An 18,783-nucleotide genomic window follows, 5' to 3' on the forward strand; every position below is an offset into this window, starting at 1 on the left:
GTGGTTGCTCGATGCCCGTCTGCGCTTGGGCCTGACCCGGTGCGGGAACCCGCCGCCCGACCAGCGTATAGATGGCGGGCAGCAGCAGCAGGGTCAGCAGACCGCCATCCTGGCCCTGCTGGCCTTTGGCGTCCTGCGCTCCCCCCTGCCCGACCTGCGGGCGGAGGAGGATCGGGGCGGCGACGGCGACTGGCGCGGGCTGCTGGGCTTCCGTCACCTGTGGCTGGGCGCCGTCGCCCTGTTCCTTTATGTCGGGGTGGAGGTGATGGCCGGCGATGCCATCGGCATCTATGGCATGGCGTTCGGTTTGCCGTTCGAGCAGACGGCCTATTTCACATCCCTGACGCTTGCAGGCATGATGCTGGGCTATGTCGTCGGGCTGGTCCTGATCCCGCGCGTGGTCAGCCAGGAACGCTACCTTGCACTGTCCGCCCTGCTGGGTGCGGCGGCGGTGGCGGGGGCCTGGGCGACGCAGGGCTACGTCTCCGTGGGTTTCGTGGCGGCGCTGGGCTTCGCCAACGCCATGATGTGGCCCGCCATATTCCCCTTGGCCATCCAGGGGCTGGGGCGGCATACGGGCACCGGGTCCGCCATCCTGGTCATGGCCATTTCCGGCGGCGCCGTCGTGCCGCAGCTTTTCGCGCTGCTGAAGGAGGTGGCGGATTTCCAGTGGGTGTTCCTGGCGCTGATGGCGCCATCCTACCTGTTCATCTGGTATTTCGCCGTGCGCGGCAGCCGGCCCGCCTGAGGAGGAACATCATGTATTTCGACGGGGAATACCGTCTCATCGGCCATGCCGACCCTTCCCCCGCCCAGGCCGCCGTGACCGCGATGGGCGAGGATGCCTGGGGGGCGGAGACGGGGCGCCAGCAGGTCTATCGCGCCCATGCGCAGACGGAGACGGTGGGCTTGATCTTCGATCCGGACATGCGGCACACGGACGCCACCACCCAACCGGCCTTCGCACGGTTCCAGCCGTTGCTGGCACCGGTCATGGACATCATCCGGGATTTCTACGCCCGCAATCCGCCGCCGGGTGCGTCCGGCCCCGGCTATTTCCAGCGCATCATCCTGGTTCGGCTGGCGGCGGGGGGCTCCATCGGCTCCCACCGCGACAACGGTGCCTCGCTGTCACGCGCCCACCGCATCCATTTCCCCATCGTCACGGCACCGGGCGTGGATTTCGCCATCGCCGGGGTGATCCGCCATCTGGCGGCAGGCGAGATTTGGGAGATCAACAACCGCAAGCCCCATGCCGTGCGCAACCAGAGCGACCGGGCGCGCATCCACGCCATCCTGGACTACGTCCTGCCCGGCGAGGTCGTGGAGGACCCCGACGGACAGCTGGTGGCTTGATCGCTCCCGCTTTATGTATTCACCGGCGCGTGCCGTAACATTTGATCACTGGGCATGCCCGGCCCCATCTCGACATTGGTGTGACGGGGATCGAGTGCCTCGCCACATTCCGAGCAGACCAGTTTCGCGTCGAAATGCTTGCCGCATCCCTTGTGCCGATACAGCAGCGGGCGCCCTTCGGCACCGAGGCGGTGCGTATTGCTCCAGGTCACCATGGCCATGATGACGGGATAAAGGTCCATGCCGGATGGCGTCAGGCGATACTCGTACCGCGTGCGCCCCTCATGATAGGGAGCGCGGCGCAGGATGTCCGCCGCGACGAGGCCCCGCAACCGGTCCGCCAGAACATGGCGCGTGATGCCGAGCCTTGCCTGGAAATCCTCGAACCGCCGCACGCCCATGAAACAGTCGCGCAGCAGCATCAGGTTCCAACGGTCCCCAATCACCGCCACGCAGCGGGCGACCGGGCAAGCCTCCTGATCCAGTTCGTCCCAGCGCATATCGGCATGTCCGTCGGGTTCCATTCTGAAACCCAACATGCCGTGTCCGGATGGGACTGCCAATGCCGATAATGGGGTGGCGCACCCGACGGGCGGCATACCCACCGATATCCGGCGGTCGTTAAATTCTTCTCAGCGCCCAGCCGGCGGCGTTTTCGGCGGCGGTCGATGCCGGCAGCGTGGGGCCAATGATCAGTTCCAGCCGGCAATGGGCACGCAGCGACAGCTTGTCGATCTTTTCCGAACCCAGCCGTGGCAGCGGCATCGGGCTGCTCCACGTCGCCTGCGGCACCTTGAAGGCGGCGATATGGGGTGCCAGGAAATCCCGCATCTCCTGCGCCGACCCTGATTTTCCCGACCGGAAATGGATGACGCAAGCGGGGATTTCGCCCAGCCGTTCGTCGGGCAGGCCGAAGACCACGCACTCCACCACGTCCGGATGCCGGTAGATCGCCGCCTCAACCTCCTGGCAGGCGATATTCTCCCCGCCGCGGATGATGATGTCCTTCTTGCGGTCGATGATGAACAGATATCCGTCGTCATCCAGATAGCCGATATCACCGGTGCGCAGGAAACCGTCGGCGGTGAAGGCGGCGGCCGTGGCGGCCGGGTCGCGCCAATATTCCCGGAAATTGCACACCGACCGCATGGCGACCTCTCCCCGCGTTCCGCGCGGCAGGTGGCGCCCGGCTTCGTCCAGCAGGATCAGTTCGACCAGCGGCAGGGCGGCGCGGCCGGCGCTGTCCGGCTTGGCCAGGTAGTTGGAGCGGACATTGACGCTGCCGATGCCGTTGCTCTCCGTCAGGCCATAGCCGATCAGGGGCTTGCCCTCCAGTTCCGCATGCATGCGGATCACATGCCCGGGCGGGCGCGGTGCACCACCGGCGACAAAGTCGGTGACCGTGGAAAGGTCGTACAGCCCGCGTCGCCGATGGGTCAGAATCTCATAACTCATCAGCGGCACACCGACGAAATAGGTGACCTGCTCCGCCTGGATCAGGCGCATCGCCTCCTCCGCGTCCCATTTGGGCATGATCACCAGCTTGCGGCCGATGGCCATGCTCAGGAGGAAGACGGGGATTTCCCCGGTAACATGAAACAGCGGCATGCATAGCAGCGTGGCGGGCGGGCGGTTCACGTCGATCCCGTCCTCCATCGATACCTGCTGCATGACCAGCGTCTGGGCCAGATAGTTGAAGATACATTGGGTCACGGCGCGGTGGTCGGACAAGGCACCCTTCGACCGGCCGGTGGAACCGCTGGTGAACAGGATCGTCGCCCAGTCGTCCGGCACCATCCGCGGCAGTTCGGTGCGGACCGAAGCGCCTTGCAGCAGCGCGGTGACGATGTCGGGCAAGGGCTGCGCATCATCGATCACCACGATGCGCGCCTTGGCCCCGGCCAGCCGCGCGGCGCGGGGCGCATCGGCAAAGACCAGCCGGCAATCCACATCGCCTACGGCGTCAAGCAGTTCGTCGCGTTGCCACCAGCCATTGAGCAGGGTGGCCACGCCGCCGGCCATCAGAATGGCCATGTAGAAGATGATCCAGGCCGGCGAATTGCACATGGCGATGCCCACCCGGTCGCCCTGCACCACCCCGAACCGGTCGACCAGCCCGCGGGCCAGCGACTGGGCCGCGGTATAGGTGTCGCCGAAGCTGAGCCGCTCCGTACCCGATACCAGGAAGGTCTTGGCCGCATGCTCCCGACAGAAATGCCCGAAATAGGCGGGCAGCGTCGGCGGCACGCCGGCGATGACGGGAACGGTGCGGCCATCACGGTTGATGGAGCCGAGCGGCAGCGGACCGCCCGGCCCAGTGATCCGGGTCATGATCGCATCCATGCGCCGGTCCAGGTCCGTCATCATCGCTTGTTCGTCCTTCTTTTGCGGCGGTTCGGGGATCAGGTGCCGGCGGGTGCCGGCATGCGGCGCTTCAGGAAGGCCAGCTGCAGGGCGACGTTCGCTTCGAATTCCGCGTCGTAGTAGGGCGCGAAATGATTGCAGGGCAGCGTGTGGAATTCGCAGTCCCTGATGCGGTTGGCGGTGCGGCGTGCGGCAGCGGCCGGCGTGACGCTGTCGTCCGCCCCGACTACGATCAGGGCCGGTACCTTGATCTTGTGCGCGTGACGCAGCGGGCTGTACCAGGGCAGTTCCAGGAAGACGCGGGCCCGCACGGTATTGGCCCAGTTCGCATTCTTCGCAAACAGCCGCAGGTACCCGTCCCAGCATTCCGCGGTGCTGAGGGCCGCGACATCGCCGGGCCGCCCGACGATGGGAAGGTAATGCGGAAAGCCGAACCACCCGCCGACAAGGTCGCGCAACCCGGCCAGGACCAGCCGAACCGCCACATGCGGCAGCACCTCGGCCGTGCTGGCGAAACCGCTGGTGTGCGGCACCTGGGCGATGACGGCATCGACCATCCTGTTGAGGGCCGCCGTCTGCAGCACATGCCCCCCGCCGAACGAGCTGCCCCAGACCACAAGCGGCACGCCCGCGACCTCCGGCAATGCCCGCACATGGTGCACGGCGGCGTCCCAATCCTGCAAGTGCCGGCGCGGGCTGGCCCAATGGCGCGGGCTGCCTTCGCTGTCGCCGAAGGTGCGGTAGTCGAACAGGAACACGGCATAACCGGCGCGCAGGAACTTCTCCGCGAACGGGTACAGGCCTGCCGCCCGGATGGCACCGAACCCGTGCGCCATGACGATCATGGCGGCTGGCTTCGCCTCGGGCAGCAGCAGGGTGCCGGCGCAATTCGTTCCCCGGCTGACGAAGGGCTTTTCAATGGTCTTCACGGGACATCATCCTCCATGGCGCGGAAAGGAACCTTCCGCCAGCGCCCGGGCATAGGATCGGGGGGTGTAAAGGGGCAGTTCCCCATCGCGTTCGGTCGCGGCCACATAGCCGGTCATCAGCGACTGCGCCTCGCGCCTTGTCAGCAGCGACAGGAATTCCGCCCGCTCATGGCGCAGCCCGTCCTTCAACGGCAGGCGGGCGGCGACATGGACGCAGCGCTTGATCGCCGCCACCGCGTCACGCGGCCTGAGGCCCAGATAGGTGCCCAGCGCCACCGCCCTTTCCAGCAATTGCGGGGGCGGCACCAGTTCATCGACCAGGCCGATCTCCAGCGCCTCACGCGGATGGACGGGCCGCCCCTCCAGCATCACCCGCAATGCACGCTGCGGCCCCATCAGCCGCGCCATCCGCTGCGTGCCGCCGCCGCCGGGGTTGAAGCCGATCAGCACCTCGAACTGGCCGATGAAGAAGCGCGCATCGTCGGCCATGACGCGCACGTCGCAGGCCTGGACCAGCTCGCTGCCGATCCCCTGGGCCGACCCGTTCAGTGCCGCGACGAAGATCACGCTGCTGCGGTTCATGCGCAGGAACGTGGCATGCAGCCTGTCCAACTGCACCGCCCCGGCGAAGGGCAACCAGGAGATCAGCGGCCAGATGCCGGGGATTCGGCGCAGCACACCGGCGACCCGGGCCAGCAGCATGCTCCCGGCCCGGCCGACCGGAAAACCGCTCCGGCCGCCGTCATTCAGCCAGGGAATGGTGGCGTGGCTGACGAACCGTCCGGAATGGGTACCCGTCAGCACCACGACCCGCACGGTCGGATCGGTGTCCGCCCGCTTCACCAGCCCCGCCAGCGCATCCGCGATCTCCGGCCCGAATTCGGCCAGCTTCCCGCCATCGATGCGGGCGATCAGCACCGGCCCCCGTCTTTCGACATCCACGCGCCCCTTCGGCGCCTTCGGTTTCGTCATCCTGCCCTCCCCGGGGCCGAGCGGCATCCTTGCCGGGCACCCTGTCGGCACCTGGTTCGCATCCGCGTCCTTCACGTTGTTGGATCGTTTCCGTCTCGCCCGGTCGCGCTTAACCGGAGCTTTGCTTGAAGATCGCCAGCAGGTTGACGATGGCCGGCAGATGCAGGGATTCGACCCGTGTCACGAAACGGGCCGACCAGGGAATGGAGGTGCGGACCGGCAGCTTGGCCAGCACCCCGTCCGCCAGCTCGCGGGCGAACAGCCGCTCCGGCCCGCCGGTGATGAAATCCGACGCCATCACCAAGGACTTGGAGGTCGCGTAATTGTCGCAGGTGATCTGCGGCACGATCTCCACCCCCCTGGCACCCAGCCTGTGGACCCAATGGGCGGGGATATGGGGCCCGATGGATGGATAGGCTGTCAGGTCGCCGGCCCCCAGGCTGTCCCGGCCGGCCAGCGGGTGGCCGCAGCGTACGACCAGCACCATCTCCTCCTCCGGCAGGGCCTCGGCATGGAACGGCGCCAGCCCGGCCACGTCATCGCCGAAGGGACCGGCGGCGGCGTCCAGTTCGCCGTTGATGAGCCAAGCCATCAACTGCTCCGCCGACCCCGTTCGCACCGACAGGCGGATGCCGGGGAAGCGGCGATGATAATCCAGCAGCACGCAAGGCAGGTGGATCTGCTCGACGATGGGACCGACGCCCAGGGAAAGCCGCCCTTCCCGCACCGTGGCCATCAGCTCGATATGGCGCTCGATCACCTGAATCTGCCGGAACAGCGGCTCGCCGGCCCCGATGATATAGGTCGCGGCCTCCGTCGCGATCATGCCGCTGTTGGAACGGTGGAACAGCGCGATGCCGAAATGCCGCTCCAGCCGGGCCAGACGCTTGCTCAGCGTCGGCTGCGACATGTTCAGCCGTTCCGACGCCTGGCTGATGCTGCCCAGTTCAGCGATCAGCTTGATATGGCGGATATCGTCGATATCGAACATGGACTCACGCCGACTTGGCCCAGGTCAGTTTGGTCCGCCGCATCCATTCCTCCTCCTCGCCGACCTCGGGCACGATTTCACCATATTCCATGATCCATTTGGGGTTCATCTCGAACAGTTCCACATCGACCGCCCGCTCCTCCACACCCAGCGACCGGCTCAAGGTGGAACAGAGGGAGGCGCGCAGCATCCTGTTCAACTCGCCGGTCCGGCCCTTGCGGACATTGCCGAACACGAACAGGGTCGAACCGCGGCGGATTGGGATGCCGTGTGAGAAGAAGACATGGACCAGGGCCGCGGGCGCGCCGGTGACGGAGCAATGGACCTGCGTGACGATGCCGGCCAGCTTCTGGCGCTGCTCCGCCGACAAAACAAGGTTGGTGGATAGGGTATAGGCCGGCACGTCCTCGTCTCCCCGTGATCTCAATGGGCCATGTTGACGCTGATCAGGGCATGGCCCCGCCGCAGGCGCGACCGCATGAAGCCGAAGACCATGCGCGCCAGACCGAAGAGGCGCATGGTGGGCCGATAACGGCGGCTCATCGCCCGGATCAGGTTGACGGTATAGGTATGATCGGTGGCGTTCAGCACGATCTCGCTGTTCCTGCATCGCGCCCGCTCCATCCACAGCGCCGTCACCTCACGCATGAAGGCATGCCGGATATCCAGGGCCAGACCATCGGCGACAGGCAGCACCACGGCGCTGGCCGTGGATTGGGCACCCGCCACGAAGGCCTGGCCCGGCGGCGCATACATCCAGTAGCCCTCAAGGCGATGCGGGCCGAAATACTTGATGTAGATATATCGAATTCCCGCCTCGATCCGCAGGATCTGATCGGCCGTGAAGGCATCCTGCTGGACGAGGCAGAGCATCCGCACCGTTTTGACCATGAGCCTCCCTCCCGGCTTGTTGAGGGAACGCTACGGGGTTCAGGGTCGGAAGTTAAATGAATTGATTTTCGATATGTACGTAAATTCTGGAATAACGGGCCAGCCCCCGATCAGGCCACCGCCAGTTCCCGATCGACGAAATCCAGCCGGTCCTGCCCGAAGAACATGGCATCGCCGACGAAGAAGGTCGGCGCGCCGAAGACCCCGCGCTCCGCCGCAGCCTCCGTCAGGTGCCGCAACCCATCCTTGGCCCCACCCTCATTGGCGGCGGCGAACAGGGCGGCCGGGTCGAAGCCCGCACCGGCCCAGACCTTCGCCACGATGTCGGGATCATTCATGTTCCGGCCATCGACCCACAGGGCCTTGAACACGGCATCCGAATAGGGCAGCAGCCGGCCTTCCCGCTGCGCGACCACGGCACCGCGCATCAGCATCAGGGTGTTGACGGGAAAGAAGCGGTTGAAGGCGAATGGCACCTGGTAATACGCGGCGTGCCGGATCAGGTCCTGAAGCATCCAGCGCCCCTTGGCCGGCACCTCCGCCGGTGGACGGTTGCCGACGATCTTGAACAGCCCGCCCAGCAGGATGGGCGTCCACACGATCTCCGCCCCGTGGCGCTCCGCAATGGCCGGAAGCAGCTTATAGGCCAGATAGCTGGCCGGGCTGCCGTAATCGAACAGGAACTCCACCTTTTTCGCACCCATCATGTTCCCCTCCCCTTGATATTGACCGTCGGATTTTAAGTTCCTTTTTAGAACTTAGCATGCCATCCTGTTTTCCGGAAGAGAGGGGCGGGAGGATGGAATGGACGGGGATGTGCTGCGGCCGACAGTGCTTGTCATCGGTGCCGGGGATGCCACGGGCGGTGCCATCGCCCGCCGCTTCGCGCGGGAAGGCTATGCGGTGTGCGTGACGCGGCGGGAGTTGAAACGCCTTGAAGGCCTGGTGCAGCAGATCCAGGCAGATGGCGGAACGGCCCACCCGTTCGGTTCCGACGCCCGGGACGAGCAGCAGGTGATCGACCTTTTCGCCACGATCGAACGGGATATCGGCCCGCTGGCGGCCGTGATCTTCAACATCGGCGCCAATGTGCGGTTCGGCATCCGGGAAACCACGGCACGGGTCTATCGCAAGGTGTGGGAGATGGCTTGCTTCGCCGGCTTCCTGGCCGGGCGGGAGGCCGCCACGCACATGGTGCCGCGCGGCAAGGGCAGCATATTGTTCACCGGTGCCACCGCCTCCCTGCGCGGGAGCGCCGGCTTCTCCGCCTTCGCCGGCGCCAAGCATGGATTGCGGGCGCTGGCGCAAAGCATGGCCAGGGAACTGGGGCCATCGGGCATCCATGTCGGGCACCTGATCATCGACGGCGCCATCGACACGGAATTCATCCGGGAGAATTTCCCCGAAAGGTACGCCCTGAAGGACCAGGACGGCATCCTGGAGCCTGCGCAGATCGCCGAGGCGTTCTGGCAGATGCACGCCCAGCACCGCACCGCCTGGACTTTCGAACAGGACCTCCGCCCCTGGATGGAGACCTGGTAGGCATCACCAGGCAAAAAGCCCCGGCAAGATTTCGATCTTGCCGGGGCTTCTGTATTGATGCCTGGATGCGGAGCGGAATTCACCGATGTTCTGACAGTCTATCCGCTCACCGCGGCGTCCAGCCGCCGGCCTTTACGGTGAGCTGCGGCAGAGCCGCGACGACGTCGGACCAGGAGACATACTTGAAGTTGGTGGCGTTGGGCTTGCCGCTCAAGCCGTTCAGGTCGTCATTATAGCCGTCCTGGACCATCAGCAGCCCCTGCGGATATCCCGGCAGCGGGATCGACACCAGCTCCGCCCCATCGCATTCCTGACCGGCATCGATGGGGCCGTTGGCGGTCAGCCGGAAGCTGCCCAGGTAACGGTTCTCCCCGCCCCGTTCGAAGATGGCAAAACTGTCATCCAAGCCGCCATTGTCGGAATGGCCGCCATCGCCATGCGCATCGCCCTGGCTGGACGCGATCAGATAGCCGGTGCCATCGGCTCCACGGTAAAGCGCCAGCCCCTCCACATCACGGGCGATCCTGCTGTCCTGGTTGTTGAACGGGCTCTTCACCGATCCGCGCGTCTCATAGAAGGGCCTGTCCTCGGCCTGGCCCGTCGTCAGGTTTACCCGCCACAGGCCCACATCCTCCTGCCCCGCGAACAGGGTGCCGGCCTCGGCATCGACCACCAGCCCCTCGAACTGCGGTGACCAGTCCTGCGCCGGATCGGTCTCGCTCTCCGCCCACAAATCCTGGCCCTTGTGGCTGGTGGGGAAGTCCCAGTGGCGGGTGCGCTCGTGGCCCACCGTGCCGTCGGCCTTCACCACCAGCCGCTGTTCGGCCAGGCGGGCCGCCTTGCGCTGCGCCACCACGGCGCGGACCTCGCCGGTGGCCTTGTCCTGCCACAGGGTCAGACCATAGGCGCTGACCTGATCGGCCACCGGATTGTCGATCTCGCTCTTGCCGTCGGGCGACAGGCGGGTGGGGAAGACCTGACCCTGGTTGGGGTCGGTGATATCGGTCAGAGGGCTGGTGGGGTTGGCCGGATCGATGGCCCAGACCATCAGCCGGTCGCGGCCACGGTCGCTGGCCACGGCGATGTCGAAGCTGCTGCCGTCGGGACGCTTCAGCCCATAGGCCACGTCGACATTGTTGTAGCGGCCATCGGGCTCGGCATCGATGCGCTGCACCAGATTGCCCTGAAGATCATAGACCCGCAGGCCCGATCCCTTCACCGCCGTGATCATCAGGCTCTTGCCCGGATCATCCGGGTGCAGCCAGAAGGACGGATCATCGGCGTCCCCCTTCTGCGCGCTGTCGGGCATGCCGGGCGCGGTCTCCGCCACAGGCTTGACCAACGGAAGCGGGGCATAGGCCATGGGCTGTTCCTTGCCGCAGGCGGTCAGAAGCAGCAGGGCCGCAATCGGGATCAGCGCACGCATGGTTTGGACCTCCCATTGTGTTTCTAAGGTTCTTCTCAGGGAAAGCGCCCCCCTGCCATGGGGGTTGTGTCATCGATACCGGTCTTACCGCATCGTCGGGATGACGAAGCTCTGGTCCACGACCGCACCCTGCCGGCGCGGCCAGCGCTGGGTGACGGTCTTGGTGCGGGTGAAGAAGCGGATGCCATCCACCCCATATTGGTTCAGATCGCCGAAGCCCGAGCGTTTCCAGCCACCGAAACTGTGATAGGCGACGGGAACCGGGATCGGCACATTGATGCCGACCATGCCGATTTCGACTTGATCGGCGAATTCGCGAGCGGCATCGCCATTGGCGGTGAAGATGGCCACGCCATTGCCATAGGCATGGCGGGTGGGCAGGCTGATGGCTTCGGCAAAGCTGTCGGCCCGCACGATCTGCAGCACGGGACCGAAAATCTCGTCACGATAGGCCTGCATGTCCGGCTTCACATGGTCGAACAGGGTCGGGCCCAGGAAGTACCCTTCCTCATGGCCCTGCAGGCTGAGGCCGCGCCCGTCGACCACCAGCTCCGCCCCCTCCTCCACGCCCAGCGCGATGTAGCGTTCGATGCGGGCCTTGTGCTGGGCGGTGACGACGGGGCCGTAATGGGCCTGTTCGTCGGTGGAGACGCCGACGCGCAACCCGCCGATGGCCGACACCAGCTTTTCCCGCAGCGCCAGGGCCGTGCGTTCACCCACCGGCACGACGACGGGCAGGGCCATGCAGCGCTCACCGGCCGAGCCATAGGCAGCGCCGATGATATCGGCCACGGCCTGGTCCAGGTCGGCGTCGGGCAGGATGATGCCATGGTTCTTGGCCCCGCCCATGCACTGCATGCGCTTGCCGGCGGCCGAGCCACGGTTATAGACGGCTTGGGCGATGTCGCTGGAACCCACGAAGCTGACGGCACGGATGCTGGGATGGTCCAGGATGCCCTCCACCGCCGACTTGTCGCCCTGCACGACATTGACGATGCCGGGCGGCAACCCCGCCTCCATCAGCAGTTCGGCCAGACGTACAGGCACCGACGGATCGCGTTCCGACGGTTTCAGGATGAAGGCATTGCCCGCCGCCACGGCCGGCCCCATCATCCACAGCGGGATCATGGCCGGGAAGTTGAACGGCGTGATGCCGGCCACCACACCCAGCGGCTGACGCATGGAATAGACATCGATGCCGGGGCCGGCCCCCTGGGTGTAATCGCCCTTCAGCAGATGCGGGATGCCGCAGACGAATTCGATCACCTCCAGCCCGCGCTGGATATCGCCCTTGGCGTCGGCGATGACCTTGCCATGTTCGCATGACAGCAGATGGGCCAGCTCGTCCAAGTGCTTTTCAAGCAGATGCTTGAAATTGAACATGACACGGGCCCGGCGCTGCGGGTTCAGGGCGGCCCAGGCCGGTTGGGCCCGGCTGGCCGATGCGATGGCCGTATCCAGTTCGCCGTCACTGGCCAGCGCCACACGGGCCTGCACCTGACCGGAATTGGGGTCGAACACGTCGGCATAGCGGCCGGACCGTCCAGGCACGCGCTGCCCGTCGATGAAATGCGAAATCTCGCGCATCGTTGGCATTCCTTGCGATGAAGACCGTAGGTCAGGTCGAGGCGTGAGCCGAGCCCTGACAGCATTGCTTTCAATCCGCTTCTGTCAGGGCTCGCCTGCGGCTCGACCTGACCTACGGCTTGATGATCCATTCATGGGCGGGGTCGTTGTGGAAGCGCCAGCGGCGCTCCGGTCCCGCCATCACGTTCAGGTAATAAAGATCGTATCCATGGGCCGCTCCCACCGGGTGGTATCCGCGCGGCACCATCACCACATCGCCATCCTCCACCGCGATGGTCTCGTCCAGCGAACGATCGTCGGTATAGACGCGCTGGAAGGCGAAACCCTGGGGCGGATGCAGGCGGTGGTAATAGGTTTCCTCCAGCAGGGTCTCATCATCTCCGCGCGCCGTGTCGTGCTTGTGCGGCGGGTAGCTGGACCAATGGCCACCGGGCGTGACCACCTCCACCACCAGCAGACTGTCGGCCCGCTCACCCTCGGGCAGGATGTTGCGGACATGGCGGGTATTGGTCCCCTGCCCCCGCACCTCCCGCCCCATGCGGGCCGGTGCGATCAGGCGGGCATCACCGCCGGGACGGCCAGGGGCGGAACAGATGGCCAGTTCCACCGGGCCCTCGGCTGTGACGCTGTAGGGCGTGCCGGCGGGGATGTAGGCGGCACCGGGGGCGGCGTCGACGAAGGGGCTTTCCCGGCCGCCGGTGATGCCCAGATCGGTGTCGCCAGCCGTGATGCGGGCGCTGCCAGCCACCAGCACCAGGCACAGTTCGCGGGTCGTCTCCAGCCCGTGTACGCTCTGGCCCGGCTTCAGCTGGTGCAGGGCGAAGCCGACATGGCCCCAGCCGGCACTTTCCGGCGTCACCGACAGGGTGCGGCCATCGGCGTCGGGCGTGGTGGGACGAACGCGAAGCTGGCTCATGACGCCCTCCCAACCACTGTCAGGCCGGCCGCCGCAGCGGCCTCGTTCAGGGTGCGGATACCAATGCGGCCATATTCGGCCGGCGGGGCGATGGCGGGATCCTGTTCGGCTTCCACGATCACCCAGCCCTGATAGCCGATCTCGGCCAGCACCTTCATCACGGCGGTGAAGTCGGTGCCGCCATCACCGGGCACGGTGAACATGCCGGCCAGCACCCCGTCCAGGAAGCTCATCCCCGTTTCCCGCACGCGGGCGAAGACATCCTTGCGGTAATCCTTGCAATGGACATGGGCCACGCGTTCGGGATGGTCGCGCAGCAAGGCCAGCGGATCGACCCCGCCCAGCACGGCATGGCCGGTATCGACGGTCAGACCGACGCTGGGTCCCGTATGGCGCAGGAACGCATCCAGATCGGCCGGCCGTTCCACCACCGTGCCCAGATGGTGGTGATAGGCCATGCGCATGCTCTGGCTTTTCAGGTAATCCGAGACCTCGGTCAGCCGGGTGCCGAACTGCTTCCACTCGGCTTCCGACAGCGACGGCGTGTCGTTCAGCGGGATTTCCTTGCGGCAATGGATGGCGTTGCTGGTCTCCGCGAACACGAACACGTTGGTGCCCAGCGCCTTCAGCAGGGCCAGGTGCGGTTGCAACGCCGCGATCTCCGCCGCCGCGTCCTGGGCCAGCAGGTTGCCGCTGTACCAGCCGCCGACCAGATCCAGATCGTAGCTGCCCAGCAGGTCGCGCAGGGCCGCCGGATCGCGGGGAAAGCGGCCCCCCAGCTCGATCCCGGTAAAGCCCAGGTCACGCGTGTCGGACAGCACCGTGGAGAGCGGCGTGTCGCCACCCAGTTCGGGCATGTCGTCATTGATCCAGGCGATGGGGCTGACACCGAAACGGATGCTCATGGTCACAGGCCTTCGTTGATCTTGGTTTCATAGGCGGCGCGCGCCTGGCGCACCTGCTCACGCGATGAGGTTTCCGGCACCGCCACGTCCCACCAGGCGCCACCGCCGGCGTCGCTGGGTCGCGGGTCCGTATCGATGACGATGACGCTGCTGCGGTCGGCGGCCCGCGCACGGGCCAGGGCCGCCTCCAGCTCCGCGATGCTCGCCACCTTCTCGCCCCGCGCGCCCAGGCTGGCGGCATGGGCGGCGAAATCGGTGTCGGGCATGGTGCGGTGGCGGGCGTCAGCCAGCAGATTGTTGAAGGGCGCACCGCCCGTGGCCGCCTGCAACCGGTTGATGCAGCCGAAACCGCGATTGTCCAGCAGGGTGACGATCAGCTTCGCCCCGAGCATGATCGACACGGCCAGTTCGGAATTCATCATCAGGTAGGACCCGTCGCCCACCATGACATGCACTTCCCGCTGCGGCTGGGCCAGGGCGACACCGACACCGCCCGCGATCTCGTACCCCATGCAGGAATAGCCATATTCCATGTGGTAACCGCCGGGCCGCACCACCCGCCACAACTTGTGCAGGTCGCCAGGCAAGCCGCCGGCGGCACAGACGACGATGGCATCATCGGCGGCCGATCGCTGCACGGCACCGATCACCTGCGCATCGGTGGGCAGGCCGGAAGTGGTAGTGGTGGGGGCGGCCGTCACAAGGTCCACGTTCGCGTGCCAGTCGGCCAGGGCAGTACCCAGCCCCGCCACCCAGTCGCGCGGTGCCGTCCAGCCCGACAACCCAGCGGCCAGCAGGTCCAGCACCCGTCCGGCATCGCCGACCACCGGTTCCGCCCCATGCTTGTGGGCATCGAAGGGGGTGATATTCACCTGCACCAGATCGCGGCCCGTGCCATGGACCAGACGGCGGGAACCGGTGGTGAAATCGGCCAGACGCGTGCCGATGCCGACGATCAGGTCGGCCTCTGCCGCCGCCTTGTTGGCGGCCGCACTGCCGGTGACGCCGATGGCGCCCAGATTGGCGGGATGGTCCCAGGAAAGCGCACCCTTGCCGGCCTGCGTTTCCGCCACCGGCATACCGGTGGCGCTGGCGAAGCGGGCGAGCGTGTCACCGGCCTGGGCGTAATGCACGCCGCCACCGGCGATGATCAGGGGGCGCTTTGCCTTGGACAGCTTGTCCCGCAGCAGCGCCAGTTCGCGCGGATCGGGCTCCACCCGGCGGAAATGCCAAAGGCGGGGCGCGAAGAAACTTTCCGGCCAGTCATAGGCCTCGGTCTGCGTGTCCTGACAGAAGGCTAGTGTCACCGGCCCGCAATCGGCCGGATCGGTCAGCACCGCCATGGCACGGGGCAGCGCGTCCAGCAATTGTTCGGCCCGCTGGATACGGTCGAAATAGCGCGAGACCGGACGGAAGCAGTCGTTCGCCGACACGGTGCCGTCGCCGAAATCCTCCACCTGTTGCAATACCGGGTCGGGCCGGCGGCTGGCGAAGATATCGCCGGGCAGGAACAGCACGGGCAGGCGGTTGACATGGGCCAGGGCCGCCGCCGTCACCATGTTGGTCGCCCCCGGCCCGATGGAACTGGTGCAGACCATGGCCCGGCGGCGCCCCTTGGCCTTGGCATAGGCGATGGCGGCATGGGCCATGCCCTGTTCATTATGGGCGCGATAGGTGGGCAGCACGTCGCCCATGCCGTGCAGCGCCTCGCCCAGGCCCGCGACATTGCCATGGCCGAAGATGGCCCAGACCCCGGCGAAGAACGGCACGGGGCCGTCGTCGCCCTCTACCATCTGGGCCGCCAGCCAGCGGGTTGTGGCCTGTGCGGCGGTCAGTCGGATCGTGCTCATGCTGCCATCCCCTGTTCGCGGGCATCCCGCCAGGCCGTGACCAGCCGCCTCAGCTTGCCGGCCAGGGCCTCCACGGCCTGTTCATCATCGATGGCGCCGGTCAGCCACTGCCTAGCCACATCGTGGAAGATGGTACGGCCCACGGCGAAGCCCTTCACCTGCGGGAAGGTCGCCGCCACCTGGAAGGAGGCGACAAGTTCCTCCTCCGGCGCCGACAGGCCCAGCAGGACGATGCCACGGCATAACGGGTCGTTCTGTTCGACCACCTGGGAGATGCGGCCCCAGGCGGCCGCATCCTCCACCGGTTCCAGCTTCCACCAGTCGGGCCGGATGCCCAGATCGTAGAAGCGCTGAAGCGCACGGGCGACGGTGTCGCTGTCCACGGACATGCCGGCCGGCACGATCACTTCCAGCAGCAATTCATGGCGGGTCTTGCGGCAGGCATCGAACAGGCGCAGCAACTGCCGCTCCTGGCGTTCCTTCAGGTCGGCCGGGTCGTCGGGATGGTAGAAGACCAGGCATTTCACCACATGGTTCAGCGGCCATTCCGCCAGTTCGGTGGCCACGTCGGCGCTGCTCTCGAACACCAAAGGCCGCGATTTCGGCTCCTCGATGGGCCGGCCGATCCAGTAGGGGAAGTCGCCGGCCTTGGCCAGGGCATCGAAGCCGAAGCGCCCGTCCAGCAGCACGCCGAACCGCGCATCGCCGCCGGCCACCCGGTCCAGTGCCGCCAAAGCCAGGGTCTTGAAGGCCGGCACAAGGCCAATATCCACGCCCAGCTCCGCCGCCAGATCCTCGAACTGGCTGCGATGATCGATGGCCAGGACGGTCAGCTCCGGATAGGTCCCCTCGCGCGTCGTGGCCCAATGCACATGTTCCAGGTCCGCATCCTCGCGCAGGCGGAACGGGCGGTCATCATCGGCCAGGAACTGTTCCAGCTCCGTCCAGGTCGGCATGGCCGGGGCACAGCCATGGCGCGACACGACGATCGCCCCGCAGGCATTGCCCAGCTCGCAGCATTCCTCCAGCGACAGGTCACGCAGCCAGCCGCGCAGGAACCCGGCCATGAAGGCATCGCCGGCGCCTAAGACATTGTAAACCTCCACCGGGAAGCCGCGGGCGCCGATACCGTCATCCAGGCTGTCGGGAATGGCACCGGGGAAGGCCACGCAGCCCAGCGGCCCGCGCTTGGTCACCAGCAGCGCATCGGTTTTGGCGCGGATGGCCTTCAGGCAGGCGATGGTGTCGGTGCTGCCGCCCAGGATATGCACCTCCTCCTCCGTGCCGACGATCAGGTCGCAGAGCGGCAGCACCTCCTGCAGGCTCTCCGTCACCGCCCCGTGGGCGACGAAGCGGTTTTCGCCTGCGTCGCGGCCGGTCAGGCCCCAGAGCACGGGGCGGTAGTCGATGTCGAAGACCACGCGCCCGCCGGCCGCCCGCACGGCACGCGCCGCCTTCAGGCTGGCGGCCCGCACGCCCGGCTGCGACAGATGGGTGCCGTTGATCAGCACGGACCGCGCGCGGGCCACCAGTTCCAGATCCACATCCTCGGGCACCAGCGCCATGTCGGCGCAATTCTCCCGGTAGAAGATCAGGGGGAAACTATGCCGGTCGCGGATACCCAGGATGACCAAAGCCGTCAGCCGCGCCGGATCGGACAGCACGCCACTGGTCTCCACGCCCTCACGTTCCAGCTGTTCGGCGATGAAACGGCCCATATGGTCGGCACCGACACGGGTCAGCAAGCCGGTGCGCAGGCCCAGCCGGGCGCCGCCCACGGCGGTGTTGGTGGGGCTGCCGCCGACATATTTGGCAAACGACGCCATATCCTCCAGCCGGCCGCCAACCTGCTGTCCGTAAAGATCGACGCTGGACCGGCCGATGGCCAGAAGGTCCAGGGTTTGATGGTCCTGCGGCATTCAAGCGCTCCCCATGCGTTTTATCGCTGGGCCCGTTGGTCCGGGCCGTGATCTCGCCTCCATAGCTATGGCGTTTCATTGTGGAATGCAATAAAAATTTCATTCTATTAAAAAATAGAACGAACGCTTCGTTGCTACCCCTTGCGTGCCTTGCGCTTCGGCGGTACCGGTTCCTCGGGCTTTTCCTCCGCCGCGAAGGCCAGGCCTATGGCCAGGGCCTGGGCCAGACAGATGGAAGCGGCCAGCGACCGGAAACCCCGCACCTCCGACTCCCGGACCTGCAGCACACAATTGGCGGGCTTGGCGATGGGGCTGACCAGGCTGTCGGAAATGGCCAGGATGTCGGCGCCTTGCTCCACCGCGCGTTCCACCAGTTCCAGCGTTTCGCCGGCATAGGGCTGATAGGAAATGCCGATCAACAGGTCGCCCTTGCGGATGCCGCCCATCTGCTGGCGCGCCAGCCCCGCCACCCCGTCGATCAGGATGGTGCGCCGCCCCACCTGCTGCAGCAGATAGGCTAGGTACGAGGCAACCGGAAAGGAACGGCGAAAACCGGCGACATAGATGGTATCGGCTGCCTGGATCAGGCGGATGGCGGCGTCGGCCTGTTCCACCGTGGCCGGCTGTTCCAGCGTCTGCAACGCCAGGACATTGCCGCGCACGAATTCCGCCAGCAATTCCGCCGGATTGGTGGCCGGGTTGGCGACCATGCTCTGCGCGAAGCTGCGCACCCGCTCGCCATAGTTAAGCGCGGCATTGCCCGACACCAGCCCATCGCGGAACAGCCGCTGCATCTGGCTGGCACCGGAGAAGCCGAAGGTCTTGGCAAAGCGGATGATGGCGGACGGCTGCACATTCGTGCGTTCCGCGATGACGGCCAGCGTTTCCAGCGCCGTCTCATTCGGCTGGTCCAGCACGAAGCGGGCGATCTGTTTCAGGCGCTTGGACAGGCCGTCATACCGTTCCAGGATCAGAGCCCGCAACTCGTCGGCCGTGGCCGGCGGTGTCGTCAGGTCCGGCGTTTCGTCTTCCATCATGCCCCTCGGTTCCAACATGCCCATGGATAGAATATCCGTTCCGGCATGGAATATCGACCATCGAACGTGGATGGCAAATCAATTCCATTTTTTAAATA

At 66.2% G+C, this 18,783-nt stretch carries 18 protein-coding genes; 3 read left to right on the top strand and 15 right to left on the bottom strand.

Features of this window, described 5'->3' with window-relative positions:
* Nucleotides 1-4 precede the first annotated feature (4 nt).
* Both gluP and ACM9HJ_RS06020 read left to right on the top strand, forming a co-directional pair.
* A complete protein-coding gene (gluP, locus tag ACM9HJ_RS06015) occupies nt 5-748 on the top strand; it encodes a glucose/galactose MFS transporter (RefSeq protein WP_416570797.1) in 744 nt (247 codons plus the stop codon).
* Nucleotides 749-759: 11 nt separating this feature from the next.
* Nucleotides 760-1,356, top strand: coding sequence for an aspartyl/asparaginyl beta-hydroxylase domain-containing protein (locus ACM9HJ_RS06020; RefSeq protein WP_416570798.1), 597 nt, complete (start codon nt 760-762; stop codon nt 1,354-1,356).
* A gap of 11 nt (nt 1,357-1,367) precedes the next feature.
* On the opposite strand, the gene ACM9HJ_RS06025 is transcribed toward ACM9HJ_RS06020, so the two are convergent.
* From ACM9HJ_RS06025 to ACM9HJ_RS06060, 8 genes are all read right to left on the bottom strand, one after another.
* On the bottom strand, nt 1,368-1,895 hold the full coding sequence (locus ACM9HJ_RS06025) for a winged helix-turn-helix transcriptional regulator (RefSeq protein ID WP_416570799.1): 528 nt from the start codon (nt 1,893-1,895) through the stop codon (nt 1,368-1,370).
* Between the two features lie 82 nt (nt 1,896-1,977).
* Nucleotides 1,978-3,687: a class I adenylate-forming enzyme family protein gene (locus tag ACM9HJ_RS06030; RefSeq protein WP_416570800.1), complete on the bottom strand. Its 1,710-nt coding sequence runs from the start codon at nt 3,685-3,687 to the stop codon at nt 1,978-1,980.
* Nucleotides 3,688-3,758: 71 nt separating this feature from the next.
* On the bottom strand, nt 3,759-4,649 hold the full coding sequence (locus ACM9HJ_RS06035; protein WP_416570801.1) for an alpha/beta hydrolase: 891 nt from the start codon (nt 4,647-4,649) through the stop codon (nt 3,759-3,761).
* Nucleotides 4,650-4,655: 6 nt separating this feature from the next.
* Complete coding sequence (locus tag ACM9HJ_RS06040) at nt 4,656-5,621, bottom strand: enoyl-CoA hydratase/isomerase family protein (RefSeq protein ID WP_416570802.1); 966 nt, start codon at nt 5,619-5,621, stop codon at nt 4,656-4,658.
* A 109-nt stretch (nt 5,622-5,730) separates the two neighbouring features.
* Complete coding sequence (locus tag ACM9HJ_RS06045) at nt 5,731-6,612, bottom strand: LysR family transcriptional regulator (protein ID WP_416570803.1); 882 nt, start codon at nt 6,610-6,612, stop codon at nt 5,731-5,733.
* Nucleotides 6,613-6,616: 4 nt separating this feature from the next.
* Nucleotides 6,617-7,015, bottom strand: a complete 399-nt coding sequence (locus ACM9HJ_RS06050) for a tautomerase family protein (RefSeq protein WP_416570804.1) — start codon at nt 7,013-7,015, stop codon at nt 6,617-6,619.
* Nucleotides 7,016-7,035: 20 nt separating this feature from the next.
* Nucleotides 7,036-7,503, bottom strand: a complete 468-nt coding sequence (locus tag ACM9HJ_RS06055) for a hypothetical protein (RefSeq protein WP_416570805.1) — start codon at nt 7,501-7,503, stop codon at nt 7,036-7,038.
* 110 nt (nt 7,504-7,613) lie between these two features.
* On the bottom strand, nt 7,614-8,210 hold the full coding sequence (locus ACM9HJ_RS06060; protein WP_416570806.1) for a 2-hydroxychromene-2-carboxylate isomerase: 597 nt from the start codon (nt 8,208-8,210) through the stop codon (nt 7,614-7,616).
* A gap of 97 nt (nt 8,211-8,307) precedes the next feature.
* On the opposite strand from ACM9HJ_RS06060, the gene ACM9HJ_RS06065 reads away from it, so the two are divergent.
* Nucleotides 8,308-9,045: an SDR family oxidoreductase gene (locus ACM9HJ_RS06065; protein ID WP_416570807.1), complete on the top strand. Its 738-nt coding sequence runs from the start codon at nt 8,308-8,310 to the stop codon at nt 9,043-9,045.
* 106 nt (nt 9,046-9,151) lie between these two features.
* Here the strand turns inward: ACM9HJ_RS06065 and ACM9HJ_RS06070 are convergent, their stop codons facing one another.
* The 7 genes from ACM9HJ_RS06070 to ACM9HJ_RS06100 form a co-directional block, all read right to left on the bottom strand.
* Complete coding sequence (locus tag ACM9HJ_RS06070; RefSeq protein WP_416570808.1) at nt 9,152-10,471, bottom strand: phytase; 1,320 nt, start codon at nt 10,469-10,471, stop codon at nt 9,152-9,154.
* A gap of 84 nt (nt 10,472-10,555) precedes the next feature.
* Entirely contained in the window at nt 10,556-12,067 is a 1,512-nt protein-coding gene (locus ACM9HJ_RS06075; RefSeq protein WP_416570809.1) for a CoA-acylating methylmalonate-semialdehyde dehydrogenase, read from the bottom strand.
* 103 nt (nt 12,068-12,170) lie between these two features.
* Nucleotides 12,171-12,974 carry a 5-deoxy-glucuronate isomerase gene (gene iolB / locus ACM9HJ_RS06080; RefSeq protein WP_416570810.1) on the bottom strand — a complete coding sequence of 268 codons (804 nt, stop codon included), beginning with the start codon at nt 12,972-12,974 and terminating at the stop codon, nt 12,171-12,173.
* Nucleotides 12,971-13,879 carry a myo-inosose-2 dehydratase gene (gene iolE / locus ACM9HJ_RS06085; RefSeq protein WP_416570811.1) on the bottom strand — a complete coding sequence of 303 codons (909 nt, stop codon included), beginning with the start codon at nt 13,877-13,879 and terminating at the stop codon, nt 12,971-12,973. The genes iolB and iolE overlap by 4 nt, the downstream gene beginning before the upstream one ends.
* 2 nt (nt 13,880-13,881) lie before the next feature.
* The gene (iolD, locus tag ACM9HJ_RS06090; protein WP_416570812.1) at nt 13,882-15,729 is read right to left on the bottom strand and encodes a 3D-(3,5/4)-trihydroxycyclohexane-1,2-dione acylhydrolase (decyclizing); all 1,848 of its coding nucleotides are present in this window, start codon (nt 15,727-15,729) and stop codon (nt 13,882-13,884) included.
* Nucleotides 15,726-17,648, bottom strand: coding sequence for a bifunctional 5-dehydro-2-deoxygluconokinase/5-dehydro-2-deoxyphosphogluconate aldolase (locus ACM9HJ_RS06095; protein ID WP_416570813.1), 1,923 nt, complete (start codon nt 17,646-17,648; stop codon nt 15,726-15,728). The genes iolD and ACM9HJ_RS06095 overlap by 4 nt, the downstream gene beginning before the upstream one ends.
* 134 nt (nt 17,649-17,782) lie before the next feature.
* Nucleotides 17,783-18,685, bottom strand: coding sequence for a MurR/RpiR family transcriptional regulator (locus ACM9HJ_RS06100; protein WP_416570814.1), 903 nt, complete (start codon nt 18,683-18,685; stop codon nt 17,783-17,785).
* Nucleotides 18,686-18,783 lie beyond the last annotated feature (98 nt).

The organism is Niveispirillum sp. KHB5.9, from assembly GCF_048066115.1.
Taxonomy (GTDB): Bacteria; Pseudomonadota; Alphaproteobacteria; order Azospirillales; family Azospirillaceae; genus Niveispirillum.

Coding starts and splice junctions, on each gene's coding strand:
- ACM9HJ_RS06070 (WP_416570808.1), bottom strand. CDS start 10,471: ATGCGTGCGCTGATCCCGATTGCGGCCCTGCTGCTTCTGACCGCCTGC.
- ACM9HJ_RS06065 (WP_416570807.1), top strand. CDS start 8,308: ATGGACGGGGATGTGCTGCGGCCGACAGTGCTTGTCATCGGTGCCGGG.
- ACM9HJ_RS06045 (WP_416570803.1), bottom strand. CDS start 6,612: ATGTTCGATATCGACGATATCCGCCATATCAAGCTGATCGCTGAACTG.
- ACM9HJ_RS06030 (WP_416570800.1), bottom strand. CDS start 3,687: ATGACCCGGATCACTGGGCCGGGCGGTCCGCTGCCGCTCGGCTCCATC.
- ACM9HJ_RS06100 (WP_416570814.1), bottom strand. CDS start 18,685: ATGATGGAAGACGAAACGCCGGACCTGACGACACCGCCGGCCACGGCC.
- ACM9HJ_RS06060 (WP_416570806.1), bottom strand. CDS start 8,210: ATGATGGGTGCGAAAAAGGTGGAGTTCCTGTTCGATTACGGCAGCCCG.
- ACM9HJ_RS06040 (WP_416570802.1), bottom strand. CDS start 5,621: ATGACGAAACCGAAGGCGCCGAAGGGGCGCGTGGATGTCGAAAGACGG.
- ACM9HJ_RS06075 (WP_416570809.1), bottom strand. CDS start 12,067: ATGCCAACGATGCGCGAGATTTCGCATTTCATCGACGGGCAGCGCGTG.
- ACM9HJ_RS06095 (WP_416570813.1), bottom strand. CDS start 17,648: ATGCCGCAGGACCATCAAACCCTGGACCTTCTGGCCATCGGCCGGTCC.
- ACM9HJ_RS06025 (WP_416570799.1), bottom strand. CDS start 1,895: ATGTTGGGTTTCAGAATGGAACCCGACGGACATGCCGATATGCGCTGG.
- iolE (WP_416570811.1), bottom strand. CDS start 13,879: ATGAGCATCCGTTTCGGTGTCAGCCCCATCGCCTGGATCAATGACGAC.
- iolD (WP_416570812.1), bottom strand. CDS start 15,729: ATGAGCACGATCCGACTGACCGCCGCACAGGCCACAACCCGCTGGCTG.
- iolB (WP_416570810.1), bottom strand. CDS start 12,974: ATGAGCCAGCTTCGCGTTCGTCCCACCACGCCCGACGCCGATGGCCGC.
- ACM9HJ_RS06055 (WP_416570805.1), bottom strand. CDS start 7,503: ATGGTCAAAACGGTGCGGATGCTCTGCCTCGTCCAGCAGGATGCCTTC.
- ACM9HJ_RS06020 (WP_416570798.1), top strand. CDS start 760: ATGTATTTCGACGGGGAATACCGTCTCATCGGCCATGCCGACCCTTCC.